The following is a 20,754-nucleotide window of genomic DNA, read 5'->3' as shown; positions in this document are numbered from 1 at the left end:
CGGAAGCTTTTTCAATAAGAATTATGAAATAAGTAACCATGTTAACTAAATATTATTTAGTATACAATCTTGAAATCTTTATAAGTCTTTGTATTAGGCCTTTCTTCCACTTTAGATTCAGTGACATTCATAAAAGGATGCGCTTTTTTATAAATAATTTTATCCATCGTATCTAGATCCAGGTCATCTCCTTGGAGAATGATTTTGACTGAACCATCAGATAAATTCCTAACATTACCCTTTAATTTTTTTGAACTTGCCAAATTATGGATGTGAGCACGATAACCAACACCTTGTACACGACCGTTTACAATGATTTGATATGTTTTCATAAATTTAGTCCCCTTCTTGTTTAGCTTTGACGCATTAGTTTTAAGACAAGGTTCGAAAAATGAAGAAAGTAATGTTATAATGCTAGATGCTACTATTATATCAAAAAAAACATTTATTATATAAGGATTAGGAGGATGTAGAGTTGGCAACTAATCAAACAACGAAGAAGATCGAAACAAATAAGACAACTGTTAAAAAACGCAAGCCAACTACTAAAAAGGATAATCAAGCTTATAAACCCATGTACCTATTGCTTGGTTTAGCCATTTTTTTCTTTAGTGTGGTCGCACTTTTTAATTGGGGATTTTTTGGACTAATGTTCGCCAATACATTCCGTTTATTTGTAGGAGAAGCTTATACATTATTATTATCGCTGATTACAATTTTTTCGTTTGTACTTATTATCAAAGGGCGACTCATAATTATTAGAGGTAAACAACTGATTGGTGGTGTTTTAGTTATGGCATCAATTACTACTTTACTGCATTTCAATACATTTTTTAGTGAAGGTGCAACAGCTAATACTATTTTCAGTCTAACATTCGATATTTTTCGAAATGAGTTACTGACTAGTCAAAATTACCAAAGTTTAGGTGGAGGTATGTTAGGTGCTACCTTCTATGCAGGCTTTGGTTATTTATTTGGTCAGTGGGGAACTTATTTACTTGTATTTATGTTGTTTTTTGCTGGTTTGTTTATGGTCGTTGATTGTTCGATTGAGCAATTACTTTCAGCCGGTCGACAATTAGTGAACGGCCTATTCGCAAGTTTTAACGCTTTATTCCCTAACTTTGAGCAAATTAAGCATGTATTTAATCGTGTGGAAGTGACTGATAAAGATTACGTACCAGCAATTGAGAAAAAGAAAGCTCAAATTGTGACGTCTCAACAGGTAAATCAAGATAAGTTAGAAGAAATTGAGGTGCTAAAGACAAATACTGAACAGAAATCGCCATTCTTTGAGAAACTATTTAAGCCAAATAAGGTAGCGAATTATGCTGATCCGAAAGTTAAATCAGCTACTTTTGAATCTAGCTATCAGCCGTCGATTGAAAGAGAAACAAAGACGAACTGGCAACCCTATACAGCAAGAGACACATTAGCTAGTACTGCAGCCAGTGAAAGAAAAACACTTGTCTTAGACTTAGATTATTTCGATGAAATGACTAATATGACTTCGAGAGTTAAAGGAAGTCAGGAATCAAGCGAAGAAACTAAGCAAAGGCAAATACCAATTGTACAAGCTGAATCATTGAATACTTCGCCGCCTCCAGAAGAAAGTTTAACAAACGCAACAGTTCTAGAACTTCCGGAAGAGATGCCTGCTACCGGTCAAACAACAGAAACATTAAATAATATGGCAGCGGCTCATTGGCAAGAAGGATCAAATAAAAAACAAGACTTAACTCAGGATGATTTAGACGTCGTTTTATCTGAAAGTGAAGCTGCTTCTAAACAAAAGCAAGAAGTTAAGAAGCCTAAACGCTCAAAAGCTTATCAACTTCCAAGCAAGAAATTGTTAAATAAAATTGCTCCAGTTGATCAATCAGAAGAATATGAACGAATTAATATTAATATTGATAAACTTGAGAAGACTTTTGAAAGTTTTGGTGTTAAAGCCGTCGTTGTTAAAGCGAATTTAGGACCTTCCGTTACTAAATACGAAATCGAGCCTGCTATCGGTGTGAAAGTCAGTAAAATTGTTTCTCTTTCTGATGATATCGCCTTAGCATTGGCGGCACGAGACATACGAATGGAAGCACCAATTCCAGGCAAGTCTTTAATTGGAATTGAAGTCCCGAACAATCAAGTAAGTCCCGTTTCTTTTGCAGAAATCATTGAAGCTGGTCTGGAAAGTCCGAATATTCTGGAAGTTCCTTTAGGTCGGGATATTTCTGGAACAGTCTGTCTTGCTGATTTAAGCAAAATGCCCCATTTACTTATGGCTGGTGCAACGGGAAGTGGTAAATCGGTTGGAATGAATGTTATCATCGTGTCATTGTTAATGAAAGCTAAACCAGATGAAGTGAAATTTTTAATGATTGACCCTAAAAAAGTAGAACTCACAATGTACGATGGTATTCCTCATTTATTATCGCCCGTCGTTACTAATCCGCGTAAGGCAGCTAAAGCATTGAATAATATCGTCCAAGAGATGGAAAGACGTTATGAGCTTTTTGCAGCTACGGGTGTGCGAAATGTTGATAGTTATAATGAACAGATTGATACATACAATGCTGAAGAAGGAACTGGCTACGAACGCTTACCTAAGATTGTTGTCTTTATTGACGAGTTAGCTGATTTAATGATGGTTGCGAGTAACGAAGTTGAAAATGCGATTATTCGACTTGCACAAATGGCCAGAGCAGCAGGAATACATATGATCATCGCTACTCAAAGACCATCTGTTGATGTTATAACAGGGATTATCAAGGCGAATGTTCCATCACGACTGGCTTTTGCTGTATCAAGTGGAACAGATTCGAGAACTATACTGGATAGTAATGGTGCCGAGAAGTTATTAGGCCGCGGGGATATGCTTTTCCAACCAATGGGTAAGAATAAACCAGTGCGTGTGCAAGGCGCCTATATCTCAGATAGCGAAGTTGAAAGAATTACTGAATTTATTAAAGATCAACAAGATGCAGAATACGACGAGACCATTATGGTGTTAGAAGAAGACACATCGGATAGTGCTCAACTATCAGAAGATGAATACTTCGAAGACGCAGTAGAACTCATAAAAGGAGCTGAGACAGTCAGTATTTCTCACTTACAGCGAAAGTTCCGAATCGGATACAACCGAGCGGCCAGATTGATTGATGATTTAGAAGCAATTGGCTATGTAGGCGCTCAAGATGGTAGTAAACCACGTCAAGTACTGATTGGCGATCAACCATTAGATGTGTAATTGTTAAGAATATTCCTCTATGTAACGATTTTAATTACATAGAGGATATTTTCATGTCAACTTTATGATAAACAACATTAAATAACACATTAAAATCTAATGTTGCCAGCGAAATCAAACCAATCATCTGATAGAATCATCATAGAGCCAGAATGGAGAGTAGTTCCTAGAAGTGTGATACTTGTGGTTAGCAATATACGTGTATGAAAATAATTTTTGTTTTCATATTGAAATATTTGCAAAAGTTTAATATAATGAAGTTGGAAAGCGTATCCAAATAACAAGGAGGTATTATATGAAAAAAATTATTACTTTAGCTGCATCAGTCTTATCAGTGGTAGGGGTGGCGGCACCAACGATGGTGGCTGCTCAAGATGATTTTTCTGCAGTAATTGTTACAGATATTGGTGGCGTGGATGACAAATCATTTAACCAGAGTGCTTGGGAAGGCTTAACTGCATGGGGAGAAGAGCAAGGTAAAGAACAAGGCATAGACGGTTTTGAGTACATTCAGTCAAATAGTGATTCTGACTATGTTACAAACTTAAATACAGCTGTACAATCTAATTTTGATATCACATTTGGTATCGGTTTCAAATTAGAAACTGCAATCAATGACATTGCTCAACAATTCCCTGATCGTCATTTCGCAATCGTTGACTCTGTAGTTGACCAACCAAACGTTGCATCGTTAACGTTTAAAGATCACGAAGCTTCATTCTTAGCAGGTGTTGCTGCAGCATTAACTTCAGAAACTGGCCATGTTGGCTTCATTGGAGGAGTTGAAGGCGTTGTAATCGGACGTTTTGAAGCTGGTTTCGTTGCAGGTGTTCAAGCAGTTGATCCAGACATTGAAATTTCTATCGAGTATGCAGGAAGCTTTGCTGACGCGCCTAAAGGACGTCAAATTGCAGCTGCTATGTACTCAAACGGTGCGGACGTAATTTTCCACGCATCAGGAGCTACTGGTAACGGTTTGTTCTCAGAAGCAAAAGACATTGTTGCTAACGATCCAGAACGTAACCTTTGGGTTATCGGTGTCGACTTAGACCAAGAGGCAGAAGGAATCGTTGAAATTGACGGCGAAGAGCGTCATTTAACATTAACTTCAACGCTTAAAGGTGTTGGTGAAGCTGTCAAACAATTTACTGAACTTGCTCAAGCAGATAACTTTGAAGGCGGAAATCATGTGTACGGTTTAGCCGACGGTGGTGTAGAAATCTCTGAAGGTAATATTGCTGAAGAACATTTAGAAACTATCGAAGAGTACAGACAACAAATTATCAACGGTGAAATTGAAGTGCCAGAAGCACCCGCTGAATAATTGAATAAGGCAGGAAGAGTCATGTGAAAACATGGCTCTTTTTGACGAATATATTTATGGTTTTGAAAAACAGATTTATGATGAGAGCGCCTTCTTTAAAGGGTAATGGTTTGACACGTAAGTTACAATTTCTATTAATGAGATTATATGGAGGGTTTATTATTGAAGAAGATTATGCGAAAGTCAAAAGGCAAATGGGTTATCGTTGGACTAAGCACTGCAGCAATGTCCTTATCGCTACAAACAGTCAGTGCAGAAAAGCTTGGTCACTCAGTTGATATACCAACTGAACTGGAATCAGAATTGCTGATCGTTGACTCAGAAACCTCACAACGCTCAGACACGCAATTATCAAATATTGTAAAAGAACAAAGCATCAAAAGTGAAGAGTTACCAATAATAGACTCTTTAGAAAATCAGTCACTTGAAAAAGAAGAGACAGTAGAGGAAACGGTAATTGATTCAGAAGTTGAACAAGATAAGTTAGTGGAAGAAAGCAGCAAAGATAATGAGGATCGATTGGATGAGCCTAAGGATGAGAGTGGAATGACTGTAAATGAGCCAACAATAGCTATAGCTACTACAATGTCTTTGGCTAAAACTCAGACTCATACTGTAAAGTCAGGGGAGTATCTATATTTAATTGGTCAAAATTATGGTGTAACAGTACAACAATTAAAAGAATGGAATAATTTAACTTCGAATTATATTTACTCAGGAGATCAATTGTTAATATCCGGTCCCGCGGTTAACCAACCAAAACCAGAAGAAACAGAAGCGGAGAAAACACCGGTTTCGGAAACGGGCAAATATTACACAGTTAGAGCAGGGGATTATTTATGGAAAATTGCCACAGATCACGGAATTACTGTCAATCAGTTAAAGAGTTGGAATAATCTGACGTCTAATTATATTTACTCAGGGGATCGTTTCTTAGTATCTAATCCTAAAATCGTGACGCCAACACCAATAGAACCGAAACCCGAACCGAAACCCGAACCGAAACCCGAACCGAAACCCGAACCGAAACCCGAACCGAAACCACAGCCCAAACCAGAACCTAAGCCTACAGTTGCTTATTATACAGTCACACGAGGAGATTATTTATGGAAAATTGCTACTCAGCATGGCATCACATTAAGCCAATTAAAAGAATGGAATAAATTAAGCTCAAATTATATCTATTCAGGTGATCGATTGGCAGTTAGCGATCCATCTAAACAAGTTGAAACTGGTAAGCCAGAAACTGAGTCACCTGAACCAGACAAAGGTAATGAAAAAGAGCCTGAAACTGGTTCTGAAGATAAAGACAAAACCTCAGTAAAGTATTATACAGTAAAATCAGGAGATTACTTATGGTTAATTGCAACTCAAAACGGCATAACTGTCAATCAATTGAAGACTTGGAATAAGCTTACTTCAAATTATATTTACTCAGGGGATCGATTAGTTGTAACAGAGCCAAACAAAACAGAACAACAACCAACTATTCCCAGCGATTCTTTAACAGGGACCCATCAAGCAGTTCAAGCAGTATTAAATCAGTATAAAAACTCTCCAATTCATGTGTTTTATGAAAGTTTATTGGAAGACGATTTACGTACAGCTTCATTAAGTGGCGATGTAGCGATGTACGGCGCGTCAGTACCTAAAGTTGTTCTGATAGCTTATACGTTAGACCAGATAGAAAAAGAGAACTTGTCCTGGGACACACCATTGAAATATAACTCAGCTATCTATAATCATTCAGAATCGTACGCCTGGGGTGGTAGTGGAACAATTCAGTATGAAAACTACCAGAATAAATCTTATACATTAAAAGATATCGTTTATCGTACCATTGCCCATTCGGATAATTTAGCTAGTAATATGTTGCTTCATTATGTTGGTTATCGTGATAAAACAGATTTTAATCGCTTCACCCAAGAAGTATATGGTGCTACAAGTTACTCAAGGACAATGACACCTCGAGAAGTGAACAAAGTTATGCGCTATATTCATGAACACCCTCAGCAGTATGCGATGAGCGCTTTAGATAAAACTAACTATGATCACACTAAATTAGATACTGTTTCAGCAAACGTATTCCAAAAAATTGGCGCCTGGTGGCCATATTATAATCATTCGACTGCGATTGTAGACAGTAAGCGACCTTATGTATTAACTGTTCTGACAGATTATTGGTCTGATAGTTCAATTGCAACACTGGCCAAAAAGATTTTTACGGCTGTAATGAGTTAAGCAGATAAATTGTTTAATGCTTTAAACGGTTGATTCTAATTTAAAAATACGAACGTTAGGATTTTAAAGAAGGGTAACATGCGCATTTTGTTGCGGGAAGCATTTATTTAGAATATGATAGTAATGAATTCTAGAGATTCAATAAAACTATTTTTTTGGAGGAAGAAAACAAAATGAAAAAATCATTAGCTTTAGCTTCAGCGTCTTTATTATTAGCAGGATTTACTGCACCAGCAGTGGTATCTGCACAAGAAGATTTCTCAGTAATCATGATTACTGACCAAGGTGGTGTAGATGATAAATCATTTAACCAAAGTGCTTGGGAAGGGATTGAAGCATGGGGCAATGACAATAGCAAAGAACGTGGTGTAGGTGGATATGATTACTTACAATCAAATAGCGACTCTGACTATGTAACAAACTTAAATTCAGCTGTACAAGCTAATTTTGATATTACATTTGGAATTGGATTCAAACTAGAAACTGCAATTAATGATGTAGCTCAACAATTCCCAGACAAGCATTTCGCAATTGTTGACTCATTTGTAGAACAACCAAACGTTGCATCTTTAAACTTTAAAGATCACGAAGCAGCATTCTTAGCTGGTGTAGCTGCAGCAGCTACCTCAGAAACAGGACATATCGGATTTATCGGAGGAGTAGAAGGTGTTGTAATTGACCGTTTTGAAGCCGGATATATCGCTGGGGCACAAGCCGTTAATCCAGAAATCCAAGTTTCAGTTGAATATGTGGGAAGTTTTGCCGATGCTCCACGCGGACGTCAATTAGCAGCTGCAATATACTCAAACGGAGCAGACATTATCTTCCAAGCTGCTGGTGAATCAGGAAACGGTGTATTCTCAGAAGCTAAAGACTTAGTAGCGAACGACCCTTCATTAAACATTTGGGTGGTTGGTGTAGATATGGATCAAGGAGCTGAAGGTGTTATTGAAGTTGACGGAGAAGAGCGTCATTTAACATTGACTTCTACACTTAAACAAGTAGGAGAGTCAGTGAAGTTATTTATTGAGAAAACTCAAACAGATGGCTTTGTGGCTGGTAATACAACTTATGGTTTAGCTGACGGTGGTGTGGGTATCACTGAAGGTAACATCTCTGAAGAAACTTACGAATTAGTTAAAGAGTACGAAGAGAAAATTATCGCTGGAGAAGTTGAAATTCCAGAAACTCCAGAAAACTAAATTCGCTTGAATATATAAGCAACATAACTTACAATAATAAGGCTGACAATGTCAGTCTTATTTTTTTCGGAATATGTCTATTTCATAGCTAAACTACCAAAATTGAACTGCAAATTCTTTTGTAAATTGTTATAATATAAAATAGTGGAAGTAAGCGTTTGAAATACTAACTATGAATGAGAGGATTACGTATGGAAACAAAACAATTCCCCGTAATAGAGATGCGAAATATATCAAAGCAATTTGGTGAGTTTTTCGCAAATAAAAATATCAATCTGGAACTTCGTAAAGGAGAAATCCATGCCTTACTCGGCGAAAACGGTGCCGGTAAGTCTACATTAATGAATATCCTATCGGGCTTACTTGAGCCAACTGATGGGCAGATTCTGATGAATGGTGAGCCAGTGGTGATAAATTCACCATCTGTTGCGAACGAACGAGGGATCGGCATGGTCCATCAACATTTTATGTTGATAGAAGATTTTACTGTCGTTGAGAATATTATTTTAGGGACTGAGCCTAAGAAAGGTATCATGTTGGATCGTGTCGCTGCCAAGGAAGCGATTTTAGAAATCTCTAAGAAATATGGTATGGCAGTAAATCCAGATGCCAAAATAGAAAATATAAGTGTCGGTATGCAACAGCGTGTAGAAATATTAAAAACTTTATATCGAGGTGCAGACATTTTAATTTTCGATGAGCCCACGGCATCATTAACACCTCAAGAAATTGATGATTTAATGTTGACGCTTCGATCATTAACTAAAGAAGGTAAGTCAATTATCATTATTACGCATAAATTAGACGAAATTAAACAAGTAGCTGATCGTTGTACCGTCATTCGACGTGGCGAGTCAATCGGAACAGTAGAAGTCGCAGATACATCATCAAAAGAACTGGCAGATATGATGGTGGGACGATCTGTTTCCTTTAAAACTGAAAAGTCAGTAGCTTCACCAACTGATGTAGCCTTAGAAGTTAAAAATTTAGTTGTCAAAAATGAACGAGGTATAATGGCAGTTGATAATTTAAGTTTTAATGTAAAACATGGTGAGGTAGTTGGTATTGCTGGTATCGATGGTAATGGTCAGACAGAATTAATTCTTGCTTTAACTGGTCTCTTACCAATTGAAGAAGGTCATGCGGCCCTAAATGGTCAAGAATTAAACAAATTAAATCCACGTCAAATTCACCAAATAGGTGTAGGTCATATTCCAGAAGACCGTCATAAACACGGTTTGATTCTAGATATGGCTGTAGAAAGTAATATTGTCCTTAAAGACTATTTTAAGAGCCCATACTCAAATTCTGTTTTCTTAAACTTTAAAGCAATAGAAACTCGTGCAAAAGAACTTATTAAAAAGTTTGATGTAAGAACTGTTTCAGAAAAAGTAGCCGCTCGTTCACTGTCAGGTGGAAACCAACAAAAAGCAATTATTGCACGTGAAGTTGAAGGCAATCCTGATCTATTAATTGCAGCGAACCCAACACGTGGACTCGATGTAGGTGCGATTGAATTTATTCACAAAGAGTTAATTAATGAACGTGATAAAAATAAAGCAGTCTTACTGATGAGTTTTGAATTAGAAGAAATCATGAATGTTTCAGACAGAATTTTAGTCATGTATGATGGAAAAGTAGTAGCAGATATGCCTGCGAATGAGACAAATGAACAGGAAATAGGACTACTAATGGCAGGGACAACTTTTGAAGAAGTTCTAGCTAGTCGAACAACTGATAAAACGGTCAGTGAAGTTAATTCATCAGAACTTTCTGAAGCTGGAACGACTCATGTGAAGGGAAGTGTATAGGCCATGCAAAAATTTCGAGGTGTTTTAGTACCTATTTTGACAGTTATTATTGGTTTGATTTTTGGTGCGTTGGTTATGTTAGTCTTTAATTATGATCCGATTGCTGGTTACAAAGCCTTGTATGAGGGAGCATTAGGAACGCCTTTTGCTACTGGACAGACAATTCGAGCAGCAACACCATTAATTTTCACTGGTCTAGGATTTGCAGTGGCATCAACTGCTGGTTTTTTCAACATCGGACTTTCTGGTCAAGCCTTAGCTGGTTGGCTGGTGTCTGTTTGGATTGGAGTATCATTACCAGATGCACCAAAACTAATTGCTTTACCATTAGCTATACTAGGTGGGATGGCTGCAGGTGCTTTATGGGCTGCAATTGCTGGCTTTTTAAAGGCATACTTTAATACGAGTGAAGTTATCGTGACGATTATGTTGAACTATGTTGCTGTTTATATTAGTGATTATGTCGTTAGAAATGTGATGACGGACCGTATGGACCGGTCACCGTTTGTTGGAGACAATGCATCGTTAGACATTCAATGGTTAACTGATTTAACCAAGGGTTCCACAATTCATGGTGGAATTTTCTTAGCAATTATCGGAGTGGTTATTGTATATATTATGATGAAACGGACGACTGTTGGTTTTGAATTTGAAGCTGTAGGCTTAAACCGACATGCAGCTAATTACGCAGGAATGAATGCTAAGAAGAATATCATTTTAGCCATGGTTATCTCAGGTGGTTTAGCTGGATTAGGTGGAGTAATGAGTGGTTTGGGTGAATTTGGTAATATATTCATGCAAAACGGGGTCGCACCAGCGATTGGTTTTGATGGTATGGCTGTTGCTTTACTTGGTGCAAATAACCCAATTGGGGTATTATTCTCTGCTTTCTTATTTGGTGGCCTAAAAACTGGTGGGAACTTAATGCCATTAGCGGCAAAAGTACCTCAAGAAGTTGTATCAATTGTTACTGGCTCAATTATTTTCTTTGTAGGTTCAAGTTATATCATTACTTACTTCCTAGATAAAAGAAAAAAACCTGCTATGGCAAATAAAGAAGTAATTACTCAAACTGAAGGAGGCGATGAATAATGGTACAAACTTTAGCCTTAATCGTATCCTCATCACTTGTTTACTCTGCGCCACTTATCTATACCGCGCTTGGAGGCGTATTTTCTGAGCGAAGTGGTGTTGTAAACGTTGGTTTGGAAGGTATCATGGTAATGGGGGCGTTCAGTTCCATTATTTTCAACCTTGCAATGGCACCGACTTTAGGGGACTGGACTCCTTGGTTTGGGATGTTGTTTGGTGGTTTCATTGGGATACTGTTCTCTTTAATTCATGCAGTTGCAACAGTTAATTTAAGAGCAGATCATATTATTTCTGGTACAGTGTTAAACTTAGTGGCGCCTGCTCTAGGTATTTTCTTAGTTCGTGTAATGTTTGATGGTAAAGGCCAAACTGATATTATTCGAGAATCGTTTGGTTACTTTAACTTCCCTATCATCAGTAAAATTCCAGTTATTGGGCAAATTTTCTTTACTAGAACGTCCTTAGCTGCTTATGTTGGTATCTTATTAGCCGTCATTGCCTGGTTTGTGGTCTTTAAAACAAGTTTTGGTTTAAGATTACGTTCAGTAGGTGAGCACCCTCAAGCAGCCGATACGTTAGGAATTAATGTTTATCTGATGCGTTATGCAGGTGTCTTATTATCCGGTTTCTTTGGAGGTATGGGTGGAGCGGTTTTAGCTCAATCTATTTCATTAGATTTCTCTATCTCGACTGTAGCTGGTCAAGGTTTCATGGCGATGGCAGCAATGATTTTTGGTAAATGGAATCCATTAGGAGCGATGGGGGCAGCATTATTCTTTGGTTTTGCTCAAAGTTTGGCTGTTATTGGAGGACAAATTCCATTTATTAGTGCAATTCCGTCCGTGTTCTTGCAAATTGCACCTTATATCATTACAATTATTGTATTAGTTGGATTTGTTGGGAACTCAAGAGGACCTGCTGCCAACGGTACAACTTATGTGAAGACTAAATAGAACAACGAAAAGACTGAGTTTTATGACCGAAGTAGTGACTAGCTTATGAAGCGTAGGTCGCTATTTCGGTTATTTTTATTATTTGTTAAATGAGGAGACAGAGTGTGAAAGAACTATATCAAGGGATATATCTAGATACCAAATTATCGAAAAAATACAAATCGAATATGATAGTCGTTAAATTTATAACGCCATATTCAGTAGCTTCTGCTTCTAAACGATCATTAATTGCTAGAATGATTGAAGATGGGTCTATATCAATTAAAAACAAGGGAATATTAGAACAAAAATTGGCCAACTTATATGGATCAAGCTTAGGCGTTTCAGTCCAAAGAAACGGTAATTTTCTTGAATTTACACTAAGTTCTACTTTAGTACGACCGTCACTTATAAAAGATTTAGCACCGAATTTATTGAGTGAGTGGTTTTCATTGATCTACTCACTGCTGTTCGAGCAAAGTTTTGATGACTCAAATGAATTTATTTTGGCGCGTTTTAAACGAGAAAAGCAATTATTATTGACAAGAATCAAACGTCGAAAAGATGTTAAAACGAATTTAGTAGCCCAAAATCTACTGGAGAAAATTTACCAGAATGATACAACTAAATATTTGGATGGTCTAGGTAGCGATTCAATATTGAGAGAATTAACGTTAGCAGATTTAGCGCAGGAGTATCGAAAACTATTAGATGAGTCTCTGGTATTGATTGGCGTTCATGGTGAATTTAGCGAAGAAAAGTTAATGACTACGGTAAGAAAGTGGCCATTATCCTCTCGAGTTATTGATTATAACTACAGTAATAATCAAATTATTGCGCCCGAAACATCATACCAACTATTTACTAAAGAAGTTGATGGCAAACAAAGCCATTTGGCAATGGCGTATCATTTCCCCTTTATCAGTACGTTACGTGGGCGAGTACAAATGCAACTGTTGAATGCAATATTTGGTGGATTGCCGAATTCATTGTTGTTCATGGAGATTCGCGAGAGTCAAAGTTTGGCTTATTCTATTTATTCATCTGTTGATTTTTCACGGAGCTTATTGCTGGTTTTTGCTTCAGTTGATGGTGAAAAGGTTGGTCATGTAATGAATGAAGTGAATAATCTGTTGGAATTAGTGAAAGAAAAAGTTGCCGATAAAAGTTTTTTAGCGGAGGTTAAGTTTACATTAATCAGTGATCATATCCAATCTAGAGATTATCAAGAGACAGAGTTGTATTTGCAAATTAATCAATTTTTGCAGCCAACTTTTCCTAGAGATGCCAACGTTTATCGTGATTATGTTGAAGATGTTCAAGAGGAAGATTTGTTGGTATTACTCAATGAGTTAAAGGCTATTACGAGTTTTGTATTGAAAGGAAGGGAATTGGATGCATAAGCAATTTTTTAAGGATGTAGACGAAACAATGATTCAGACCAAACTTAAAAATGGGTTGAGTGTGACATTGATTCCCAAAGAAGATTATCATCGTGTATATGGTATTTTGACCACCAATTTTGGTTCATTAGACGTGGCTATTGAGAATGTACAAACTGGTGAAGTGATTCCAATACCAGCCGGTGCCGCTCATTTTCTGGAACATAAGATGTTTGAAGGTCAAAATGGTGAAGATGCTTTCGTCAAATTCATGAGACAAGGTGCACAGGCCAATGCTTTTACTACGAATTTCCAAACAAGTTATTTATTCTCTACTTCTTTTCAAATCGAAAAAAATATTGAAACTTTACTAGACTTTGTTCAAACACCTTATTTTACAAAGGATGGGATCGAAAAAGAAAAGGGAATTATTGAACAAGAAATTATATCTTATCTTGATAGCCCTCATTGGCGAATTCATCAGTTATTATTAGAAGGACTGTATCCTAATCATCCTGCAGCTATTGATATTGCTGGAAGTGTAGCAAGTGTTAATGCAACGACCTATGCGGATCTTACGAACGCTTATAATGCTTTTTACCATCCCTCTCGAATGAGTTTGATTCTGGTTGGGAATATTAGCCCTGAGAAAGTAATTCCCTTGATAGAAGTCAATCAATCTAAGAAAAAATTTCCAGAGTTAGTTTATCAATCAAAACCAGTCCTTTTGGAAAGCTCTGTTGTGGATAAGCAAACAGTTAGAATGGAAGTCAGTCAACCCTTAGTAGCATTAGGCGCTCGTTTGGGGGAGATTAACGCGAGTAATGACCAGTTGCATCGATTAACACTTCAAAGCGCTGTTCTGATAGATTTATTATTTGGTCCAACGGCGTCTGTCTCTCAAGCTTGGTATGAGAAGAAATGGATTGATAATAGTTTTGATTGGATGATTTCTTCAAAAAATCCTATGCATTATTTATATTTAAGCGTTTCAACTGACTATCCCCAGGACATCTTATTAGAATGGGAAAATGTGCTCAAAGATTGGGAGAATTCTTTTGATTTAAATCAGATTCATTTTGAACAAGTGATAAAAGGAAGAATTGGAGACTTACTGCAAATGCATAATTCGCTAGAAAATATAGCGTATGCTATTATTGAAAGTGAGTTTGATGACTATGAGTATTTTAATACTTTGAAATATTTAAAAGATATGACACTATCTGATGTTATCGCATATGGAAAAAAATATTGGACAACTGCGGAACTAAGCCGTGCAGTTATTTTACCGATTGCTTAAAAAGAATTAATCATTCGGACATTATTCTGTGCTATAATATCTTTGTGTTTAGAAAGATGTAAGGGAGCAACCTGGATGAGTGAATTAGGTACACGTTTAAGAGAAGCCCGTGTTGAAAAAGGCTACACATTAAATACATTGCAACAAATGACTAAGATTCAAAAGAAATATTTACAAGCAATTGAAGAGGGACAATATGAAGAAGTGCCAGGCACTTTTTATGTCAGAGCATTTGTTAAACAATACGCAGATATGGTAGGTTTGAATGGTGACGAGTTGCTTGAAGAATATCAAGAAGAGCTTGAAACTCAATCAGATGAGATTGATGAAACCGTAGTACCGACTGAAACAGTCATACCTAGCCGACTATCTCAAAGACAAAATAATAATGAAAAAACTGCCTGGGAGTCAGTGTTTTCTTATTTACCAGTTGTTTTTTTAGTGGCTATTATTGTTTTGATTATGTTGACATTAATTATAGCAATTAATCGTATAGGAAATGTCGAAAAAAATACAAATGTGACGGAATCATCATCGACTAGCATCGTTAGCTCAGTTGAACCTGATTCAGTTGCATTACCTACAGAAGATGAATCCTCTGTTGAAAGTTTGGACTCTGAGGCAGAGTTGGCAGATAATCAAATTCAAGTAGGTGATCAAGTACTTACTTTAGTTTCAGCTGAGGGGGAAGAAACGACTTACGAGATTAGTGGTTCTTTCTCTGATTATACATTTGAAGTAGAAGGACTTGGTTTTGTTTGGGTAGGTATGTATGAAGATGAGATGATGGTTGTTGATGAGTCGATTGCCGAAGGAGATACCTTTGAATTTGCTGGTGTATCAGAAGGTACGACTAGCTTTAGAATTCGTTTTGGCTATCCAGAAGGTGGTTTACTCTTAGTTAATGGAACACAATTACCAATTGATAATCCATTCTTCGCAGATACCGTAGTGTTTGTGTTAGGTGATGAAACGGAGAATACTAACCAAGTGGAATCGAACGAAACAATTGAATTAGACATACCGTCTGATGAAACTGAAGAAACTGGCGAAGAAACAGCAGAAGAAACAACAGAAGAATATCAAGGACCCGCTGTTTTAGACCCAGGTACTAACACCGGAAATGAGTAGTGATTTATTATGAATATAGCAAATAAATTGACGCTAGCACGAATTGTAATGATTCCAGTATTTATTATATTGTTAACTTTACCACTTGACTGGGGACAAGTCACTTGGATGGGGGCAGTTATCCCGGTTCATCAATTAGTCGCAGGCATCATCTTTGCGATGGCTAGTTTTACTGATTATTTAGATGGCTATTTGGCTCGTAAATATAACTTAGTGACATCTTTTGGTGCATTTGCAGATCCCATGGCAGATAAATTACTTGTTTTGGCAGCGTTAATCATGTTAGTCACTGCTAATGTTATACCTGCTTGGATAGCGATTATTATTATTAGTCGTGAATTGCTAGTAACTGGTTTGAGAGTTTTACTTGCTCAGCATGATGGAAAAGTTATGGCAGCAGCAATGCCTGGGAAAATTAAAACATTTTCTCAAATGTTTTCAATAATTTTCTATCTATTTAATGACGCAGGCTTTGTTATGCTAAACATTCCAATGGCGGATATTTTATTATATATTTGCTTGTTCTTTACGCTTTATTCGGGCATAGAGTACTTTTACCAAGGACGATTTGTCTTTATGGATACAGTGGAATAAGACTATAAACTAAAATTAGAGGCGAATGATTGAGTTCATTCGTCTTTATTTGCTTAGAGGGTTATTTTAATAAGGGGGCATGTATCTTTATTAATTTATTTGGTGTCTTTATTAACTAAATGGGAAGTTCGACGCATATTTGCGGATTAAATACGTATTTAAGATAGAGGGGTTTTATGAAAGCAGAAATTATCGCAGTAGGAACAGAATTATTAATGGGCTACATAGTAAACACTAACACAAGTGATATTGCACAGAGTTTATTGGATATCGGCATCGGAACGTATTATCAACAGGTAGTAGGTGATAATCCAATTCGTTTAAAAGAGGCACTAACTTTAGCGTCAGAACGGTCAGACCTCATTATTCTTTCAGGTGGATTGGGACCGACTCGAGATGATGTGACAAAAATTATATTGGCAGAATTTTTAGACGAACCACTAGTCTACGATCAAGCTCAATTGGCAAAAGTCGAGGCAAATTACAAACGAAACAATCGTAAAATGACAGAGGGGGATTATCGTCAAGCGTTGACTATAGAAAATGGGGAAACACTTTTTAACGAAGTCGGCTTAGCTTGTGGGCTTGGTTACCAACGAGGCTCTTGCCTTATGGCTGGAAGACACCAACATTATATCGTTTTACCAGGACCGCCATATGAAATGAAACATATGATGGAACATTATGTGAAGCCCTATTTGAGTAAACATCGTGAAGAAAAGATTGAAATTGAATCGATGTATCTAAACTTTTATGGACTGGGAGAAGCAAGGGTTGCCCAAGCAATTGATGATTTAATCCTTTCTCAGACAAATCCTACGGTGGCAATTTATGCACGTCCTCGTTTAACGACTATTCGTATCACAGCTAGTGCGCTAGACAAAGAAACAGCGCATTCAATGAATAGTCAAATGGCTAAACAAATAAAAGTTAGAATGCTTGACTATTATATTGGTAGTGGGGAACATCTGTCCTTCGAGGCTTACATTTTAACGATGTTAAAGGAAGGTCAGAAAACGCTAAGCGTAGCAGAAAGCCTCACGGGTGGATTAGTGATGACGAGTTTGACGGCAGTTCCTGGCTCATCAGATGTACTCAAAGGTGGCTTTGTAACTTATCAAACAGCGATGAAGGAAACTCTATTAGGCGTCAATCATGACCTCATAGAAGAATACAGTGTGGTGAGTGAACAAGTTGCTCAAGATATGGCAGAACAGTGTTTAAGTCGTTGTAAATCTGATTTCGCGTTAAGTTTGACGGGGGTGGCGGGGCCTGGACCTTTAGGGGAACAACCTGCTGGTCGAGTTTTTATTGCCCTAGCCATAAAAAATGAATCAACACAAATAAAAGAATTAATGATTGATGATAAACCTCGAGAAATTGTGCGAGAAATAGCAAAATATGAAGCTTTAAATTTACTAAGGAAATATTTAACAGAAAAATAGAACGTTTGTTCGTTTTTCGCTTGCATTCTTTCAAATTATTAGATAAACTGTAAAAGAAGTTATGGAATGGAGGATTTTCATGGTAGATAAAAAAGAACGTCAAAAAGCCTTAGAAATGGCAATGAAAACAATTGAGAAAAATTACGGTAAAGGTGCCATCATGAAGATGGGAGAAAAAGGGGATACTAAGATTCAAACAATTCCTACTGGCTCATTAGCACTTGATGTAGCATTAGGTGTTGGTGGTTACCCGCGCGGTCGTATTATTGAATGTTATGGACCGGAATCGTCAGGTAAAACAACAGTTGCTTTACATGCAATCGCAGAAGTTCAAAAACGTGGTGGTATGGCGGCATTTATTGATGCAGAACATGCGCTTGATCCAGATTATGCTGCCAAATTGGGTGTAAACGTTGATGAGTTATTATTGTCACAACCTGATACAGGAGAACAAGGATTAGAAATCGCAGATGCTTTAGTTGCTTCTGGAGCGATTGATATTGTTGTAATTGACTCGGTAGCTGCTCTAGTACCTCGTGCAGAGATTGAAGGAGAGATGGGAGACTCACACATGGGTCTACAAGCTCGTTTAATGTCACAAGCTTTACGTAAACTATCTGGTTCAGTAAACAAAACAAAAACGATATGTTTCTTCATTAACCAAATTCGTGAAAAGATTGGTATTATGTTTGGGAACCCAGAAACGACACCTGGTGGTCGTGCATTAAAATTCTATTCAACCGTTCGTCTAGAAGTAAGACGTACTGAAACAATTAAAGATGGCGGGACAATGATTGGTAACCGTACGCGTATTAAAGTTGTGAAGAATAAGGTTGCTCCTCCGTTTAAAGAGGCTATTGTTGATATTATGTATGGGCTAGGTATCTCTCAAACAGGAGAATTAGTCGATATGGCATCAGACATTGATGTGATTAATAAAGCAGGATCTTGGTACTCGTATGGAGATACCCGAATCGGACAAGGACGCGAGAATGCGAAACAATACCTTGAGGATAATCCTGAAATTCGTCAAGTTGTTGAATTACAAGTGCGTAAGCATTATAACATTGGAACAGCAGAAGAATTGGCTGCAATGGAAGAATCAGCCTCTAAAGAAAAAGAAGTAACAGAACTTCCATTAGATTAAAAAGAGAGTTATAAGATCAATTAATAGATAGCAAAAGCCCAGTAAAATGGTATTTTGTTACGTTAATTGATCTTTTTTTGTAATGAATCTATCTAACGTAAGCGGTTTAGTTCATTGACAGTTTACGAATTTAAACGTATTATAATGTTATGTGGCAACACATTATTTGTTTTATGTCAAAAAATTTTTAAAATGAATAAATTATAATAGATTCGGAGGTGACTCAAATGGACTTTATGTCATACGCCTTCGCGATCGTTACTTTAATTTTAGGGACAGGAATCGGTTTTTATATTCGTAAAAAATCCGACGAAAAGAATGTAGCTGGTGCTAAAGCTAACGCTGAAGCAATCATTGATGATGCAATTAAACAAGCTCAAATCTTAAAACGAGAAGCGCTTTTCGAAGCGAAGGAAGAAAATATTAAGTACCGTAATGAGGTTGAGCAAGAGTTAAAAGAACGTCGTAGTGAAGCTAATCGTACAGAGAAGCGGCTAATTCAAAAAGAAGAAAATCTAGAAATCAAAAGCAATAATTTAGATAAACGCGAACTAAATTTAGAAGCTAAGGAAGAAGATTTCTTCAAACGTCGAGATGATTTAGTTAATGAAGAAACTAGAATTCAATCATTAATTGATGCCCAAAAGACTGAACTGGAAAGAGTTTCAATGCTTTCACGTGATGATGCAAGAAAAATCATCATGGATGAAACCGAGCAAGAGTTATCGCACGATATTGCGCTAATGATTCGAGATGCTGATCAAAAAGCTACCGATGAAGCAGATCGAAACGCTAAAAATATAATCCTTCAGGCTATTCAACGTAGTGCATCGGATATTGTTACAGAAAACACTGTCACAATCGTTCATCTACCTAATGATGATATGAAAGGTAGAATTATCGGACGTGAGGGTCGTAATATTCGAACACTTGAAAGTTTAACAGGGATTGATTTAATTATTGATGATACACCGGAAGCGGTCGTTATCAGTGGTTTTGATCCAATCCGTCGTCAAATTGCTAAGTTAGCATTAGAGAAATTAATTCAAGATGGCCGTATCCATCCAGCTCGTATTGAGGAAATGGTGGATCGCGCTCGTAAAGAAATTGATGAGAAGATACGTGAAATTGGAGAAGAAGCAACTTTTGATGTGGGTGTGCATTCGTTACATCCAGATTTAATTAAAATTTTAGGACGTTTATCTTATCGTACTAGTTATGGACAGAATGTCTTAAAACATAGTATTGAAGTTGCAAAATTGGCTGGAGTAATGGCTGGAGAACTTGGAGAAGATATTAGCATGGCTAAGCGTGCAGGTTTATTGCATGATATTGGAAAAGCGCTTGATCATGAAATTGAAGGTTCCCACGTTGAAATCGGTGCAGAAATTGCTAATAAGTATAATGAACCGGAAATTGTTATTAATTCAATTGCCTCTCACCATGGGGATACATTGCCTACTTCAACAACCGCCGTACTAGTTGCTGCAGCAGACGCATTATCTGCCGCAAGACCTGGTGCAAGAAGCGAATCATTAGAAAATTATATTCGTCGTTTGGAAAAACTCGAAGAAATTTCAAATAGTTTTACCGGAGTTTCACAAAGTTATGCTATTCAAGCAGGACGTGAGATACGCGTAATGGTAAAACCAAATGAAGTGAACGATGCGCAATCTATTCGTATCGCTAGAGACATCAAGAAACGTATTGAAGAAGAAATGAACTATCCAGGCAATATTAAAGTAACAGTAATTCGCGAGACAAGAGCGATTGAGTACGCGAAATAACAGAAAATAACAAAATTACCAGCAGGTTGACAACATTAAGTTGTTAACCTGCTTTTATTTATTTTTACTGACTTTATTTACAATGTTTGATATCAACTGTATTTTGATTAAGCTTAAAGGGT

At 37.1% G+C, this 20,754-nt stretch carries 15 protein-coding genes; 14 read left to right on the top strand and 1 reads right to left on the bottom strand.

The genetic code is table 11. From position 1 onward, the window contains the following. Positions 1–56: 56 nt before the first annotated feature. Complete coding sequence (locus ACTQ5J_RS03385) at positions 57–332, bottom strand: acylphosphatase (RefSeq protein ID WP_441750596.1); 276 nt, start codon at positions 330–332, stop codon at positions 57–59. A 143-nt stretch (positions 333–475) separates the two neighbouring features. Here ACTQ5J_RS03385 and ACTQ5J_RS03380 point away from each other — a divergent pair, with 143 nt between their 5' ends. The 14 genes from ACTQ5J_RS03380 to rny all read left to right on the top strand — a co-directional run bounded on the left by ACTQ5J_RS03380 (position 476) and on the right by rny (position 20,632). After that, positions 476–3,244 (top strand): DNA translocase FtsK, encoded by a 2,769-nt coding sequence (locus ACTQ5J_RS03380; RefSeq protein ID WP_441750595.1) that lies wholly within the window; start codon positions 476–478, stop codon positions 3,242–3,244. Between the two features lie 295 nt (positions 3,245–3,539). Then, the gene (locus ACTQ5J_RS03375) at positions 3,540–4,568 is read left to right on the top strand and encodes a BMP family lipoprotein (RefSeq protein ID WP_441750594.1); all 1,029 of its coding nucleotides are present in this window, start codon (positions 3,540–3,542) and stop codon (positions 4,566–4,568) included. A gap of 162 nt (positions 4,569–4,730) precedes the next feature. Then, complete coding sequence (locus tag ACTQ5J_RS03370; protein WP_441750593.1) at positions 4,731–6,809, top strand: LysM peptidoglycan-binding domain-containing protein; 2,079 nt, start codon at positions 4,731–4,733, stop codon at positions 6,807–6,809. A 173-nt stretch (positions 6,810–6,982) separates the two neighbouring features. Further along, the gene (locus ACTQ5J_RS03365) at positions 6,983–8,011 is read left to right on the top strand and encodes a BMP family lipoprotein (RefSeq protein ID WP_441750592.1); all 1,029 of its coding nucleotides are present in this window, start codon (positions 6,983–6,985) and stop codon (positions 8,009–8,011) included. Positions 8,012–8,202: 191 nt separating this feature from the next. Next, positions 8,203–9,822, top strand: a complete 1,620-nt coding sequence (locus ACTQ5J_RS03360; protein WP_441750591.1) for an ABC transporter ATP-binding protein — start codon at positions 8,203–8,205, stop codon at positions 9,820–9,822. Between the two features lie 3 nt (positions 9,823–9,825). Further along, positions 9,826–10,914, top strand: coding sequence for an ABC transporter permease (locus ACTQ5J_RS03355; RefSeq protein WP_441750590.1), 1,089 nt, complete (start codon positions 9,826–9,828; stop codon positions 10,912–10,914). Then, positions 10,914–11,867 (top strand): ABC transporter permease, encoded by a 954-nt coding sequence (locus ACTQ5J_RS03350; protein ID WP_441750589.1) that lies wholly within the window; start codon positions 10,914–10,916, stop codon positions 11,865–11,867. The genes ACTQ5J_RS03355 and ACTQ5J_RS03350 overlap by 1 nt, the downstream gene beginning before the upstream one ends. A gap of 104 nt (positions 11,868–11,971) precedes the next feature. Continuing rightward, positions 11,972–13,249 (top strand): M16 family metallopeptidase, encoded by a 1,278-nt coding sequence (locus ACTQ5J_RS03345; RefSeq protein ID WP_441750588.1) that lies wholly within the window; start codon positions 11,972–11,974, stop codon positions 13,247–13,249. Continuing rightward, entirely contained in the window at positions 13,242–14,528 is a 1,287-nt protein-coding gene (gene yfmH, locus ACTQ5J_RS03340) for an EF-P 5-aminopentanol modification-associated protein YfmH (protein ID WP_441750587.1), read from the top strand. The genes ACTQ5J_RS03345 and yfmH overlap by 8 nt, the downstream gene beginning before the upstream one ends. 75 nt (positions 14,529–14,603) lie before the next feature. Next, positions 14,604–15,659 (top strand): helix-turn-helix domain-containing protein, encoded by a 1,056-nt coding sequence (locus ACTQ5J_RS03335; protein WP_441750586.1) that lies wholly within the window; start codon positions 14,604–14,606, stop codon positions 15,657–15,659. A gap of 9 nt (positions 15,660–15,668) precedes the next feature. After that, positions 15,669–16,253 (top strand): CDP-diacylglycerol--glycerol-3-phosphate 3-phosphatidyltransferase, encoded by a 585-nt coding sequence (gene pgsA, locus ACTQ5J_RS03330; protein WP_441750585.1) that lies wholly within the window; start codon positions 15,669–15,671, stop codon positions 16,251–16,253. Between the two features lie 176 nt (positions 16,254–16,429). After that, a complete protein-coding gene (locus tag ACTQ5J_RS03325) occupies positions 16,430–17,698 on the top strand; it encodes a competence/damage-inducible protein A (protein WP_441750584.1) in 1,269 nt (422 codons plus the stop codon). A 79-nt stretch (positions 17,699–17,777) separates the two neighbouring features. Then, a complete protein-coding gene (gene recA, locus ACTQ5J_RS03320) occupies positions 17,778–18,845 on the top strand; it encodes a recombinase RecA (protein ID WP_441750583.1) in 1,068 nt (355 codons plus the stop codon). 227 nt (positions 18,846–19,072) lie between these two features. Further along, on the top strand, positions 19,073–20,632 hold the full coding sequence (gene rny / locus ACTQ5J_RS03315; protein WP_441750582.1) for a ribonuclease Y: 1,560 nt from the start codon (positions 19,073–19,075) through the stop codon (positions 20,630–20,632). The last annotated feature ends 122 nt before the right edge of the window (positions 20,633–20,754 follow it).

Origin of the sequence: Fundicoccus sp. Sow4_F4 (assembly GCF_052116145.1) — a bacterium.
Classification (GTDB): domain Bacteria; phylum Bacillota; class Bacilli; order Lactobacillales; family Aerococcaceae; genus Fundicoccus.
The sequence above is the reverse complement of the archived record's forward strand: the minus strand, read 5'-3'. Positions and strand labels throughout refer to the sequence as shown.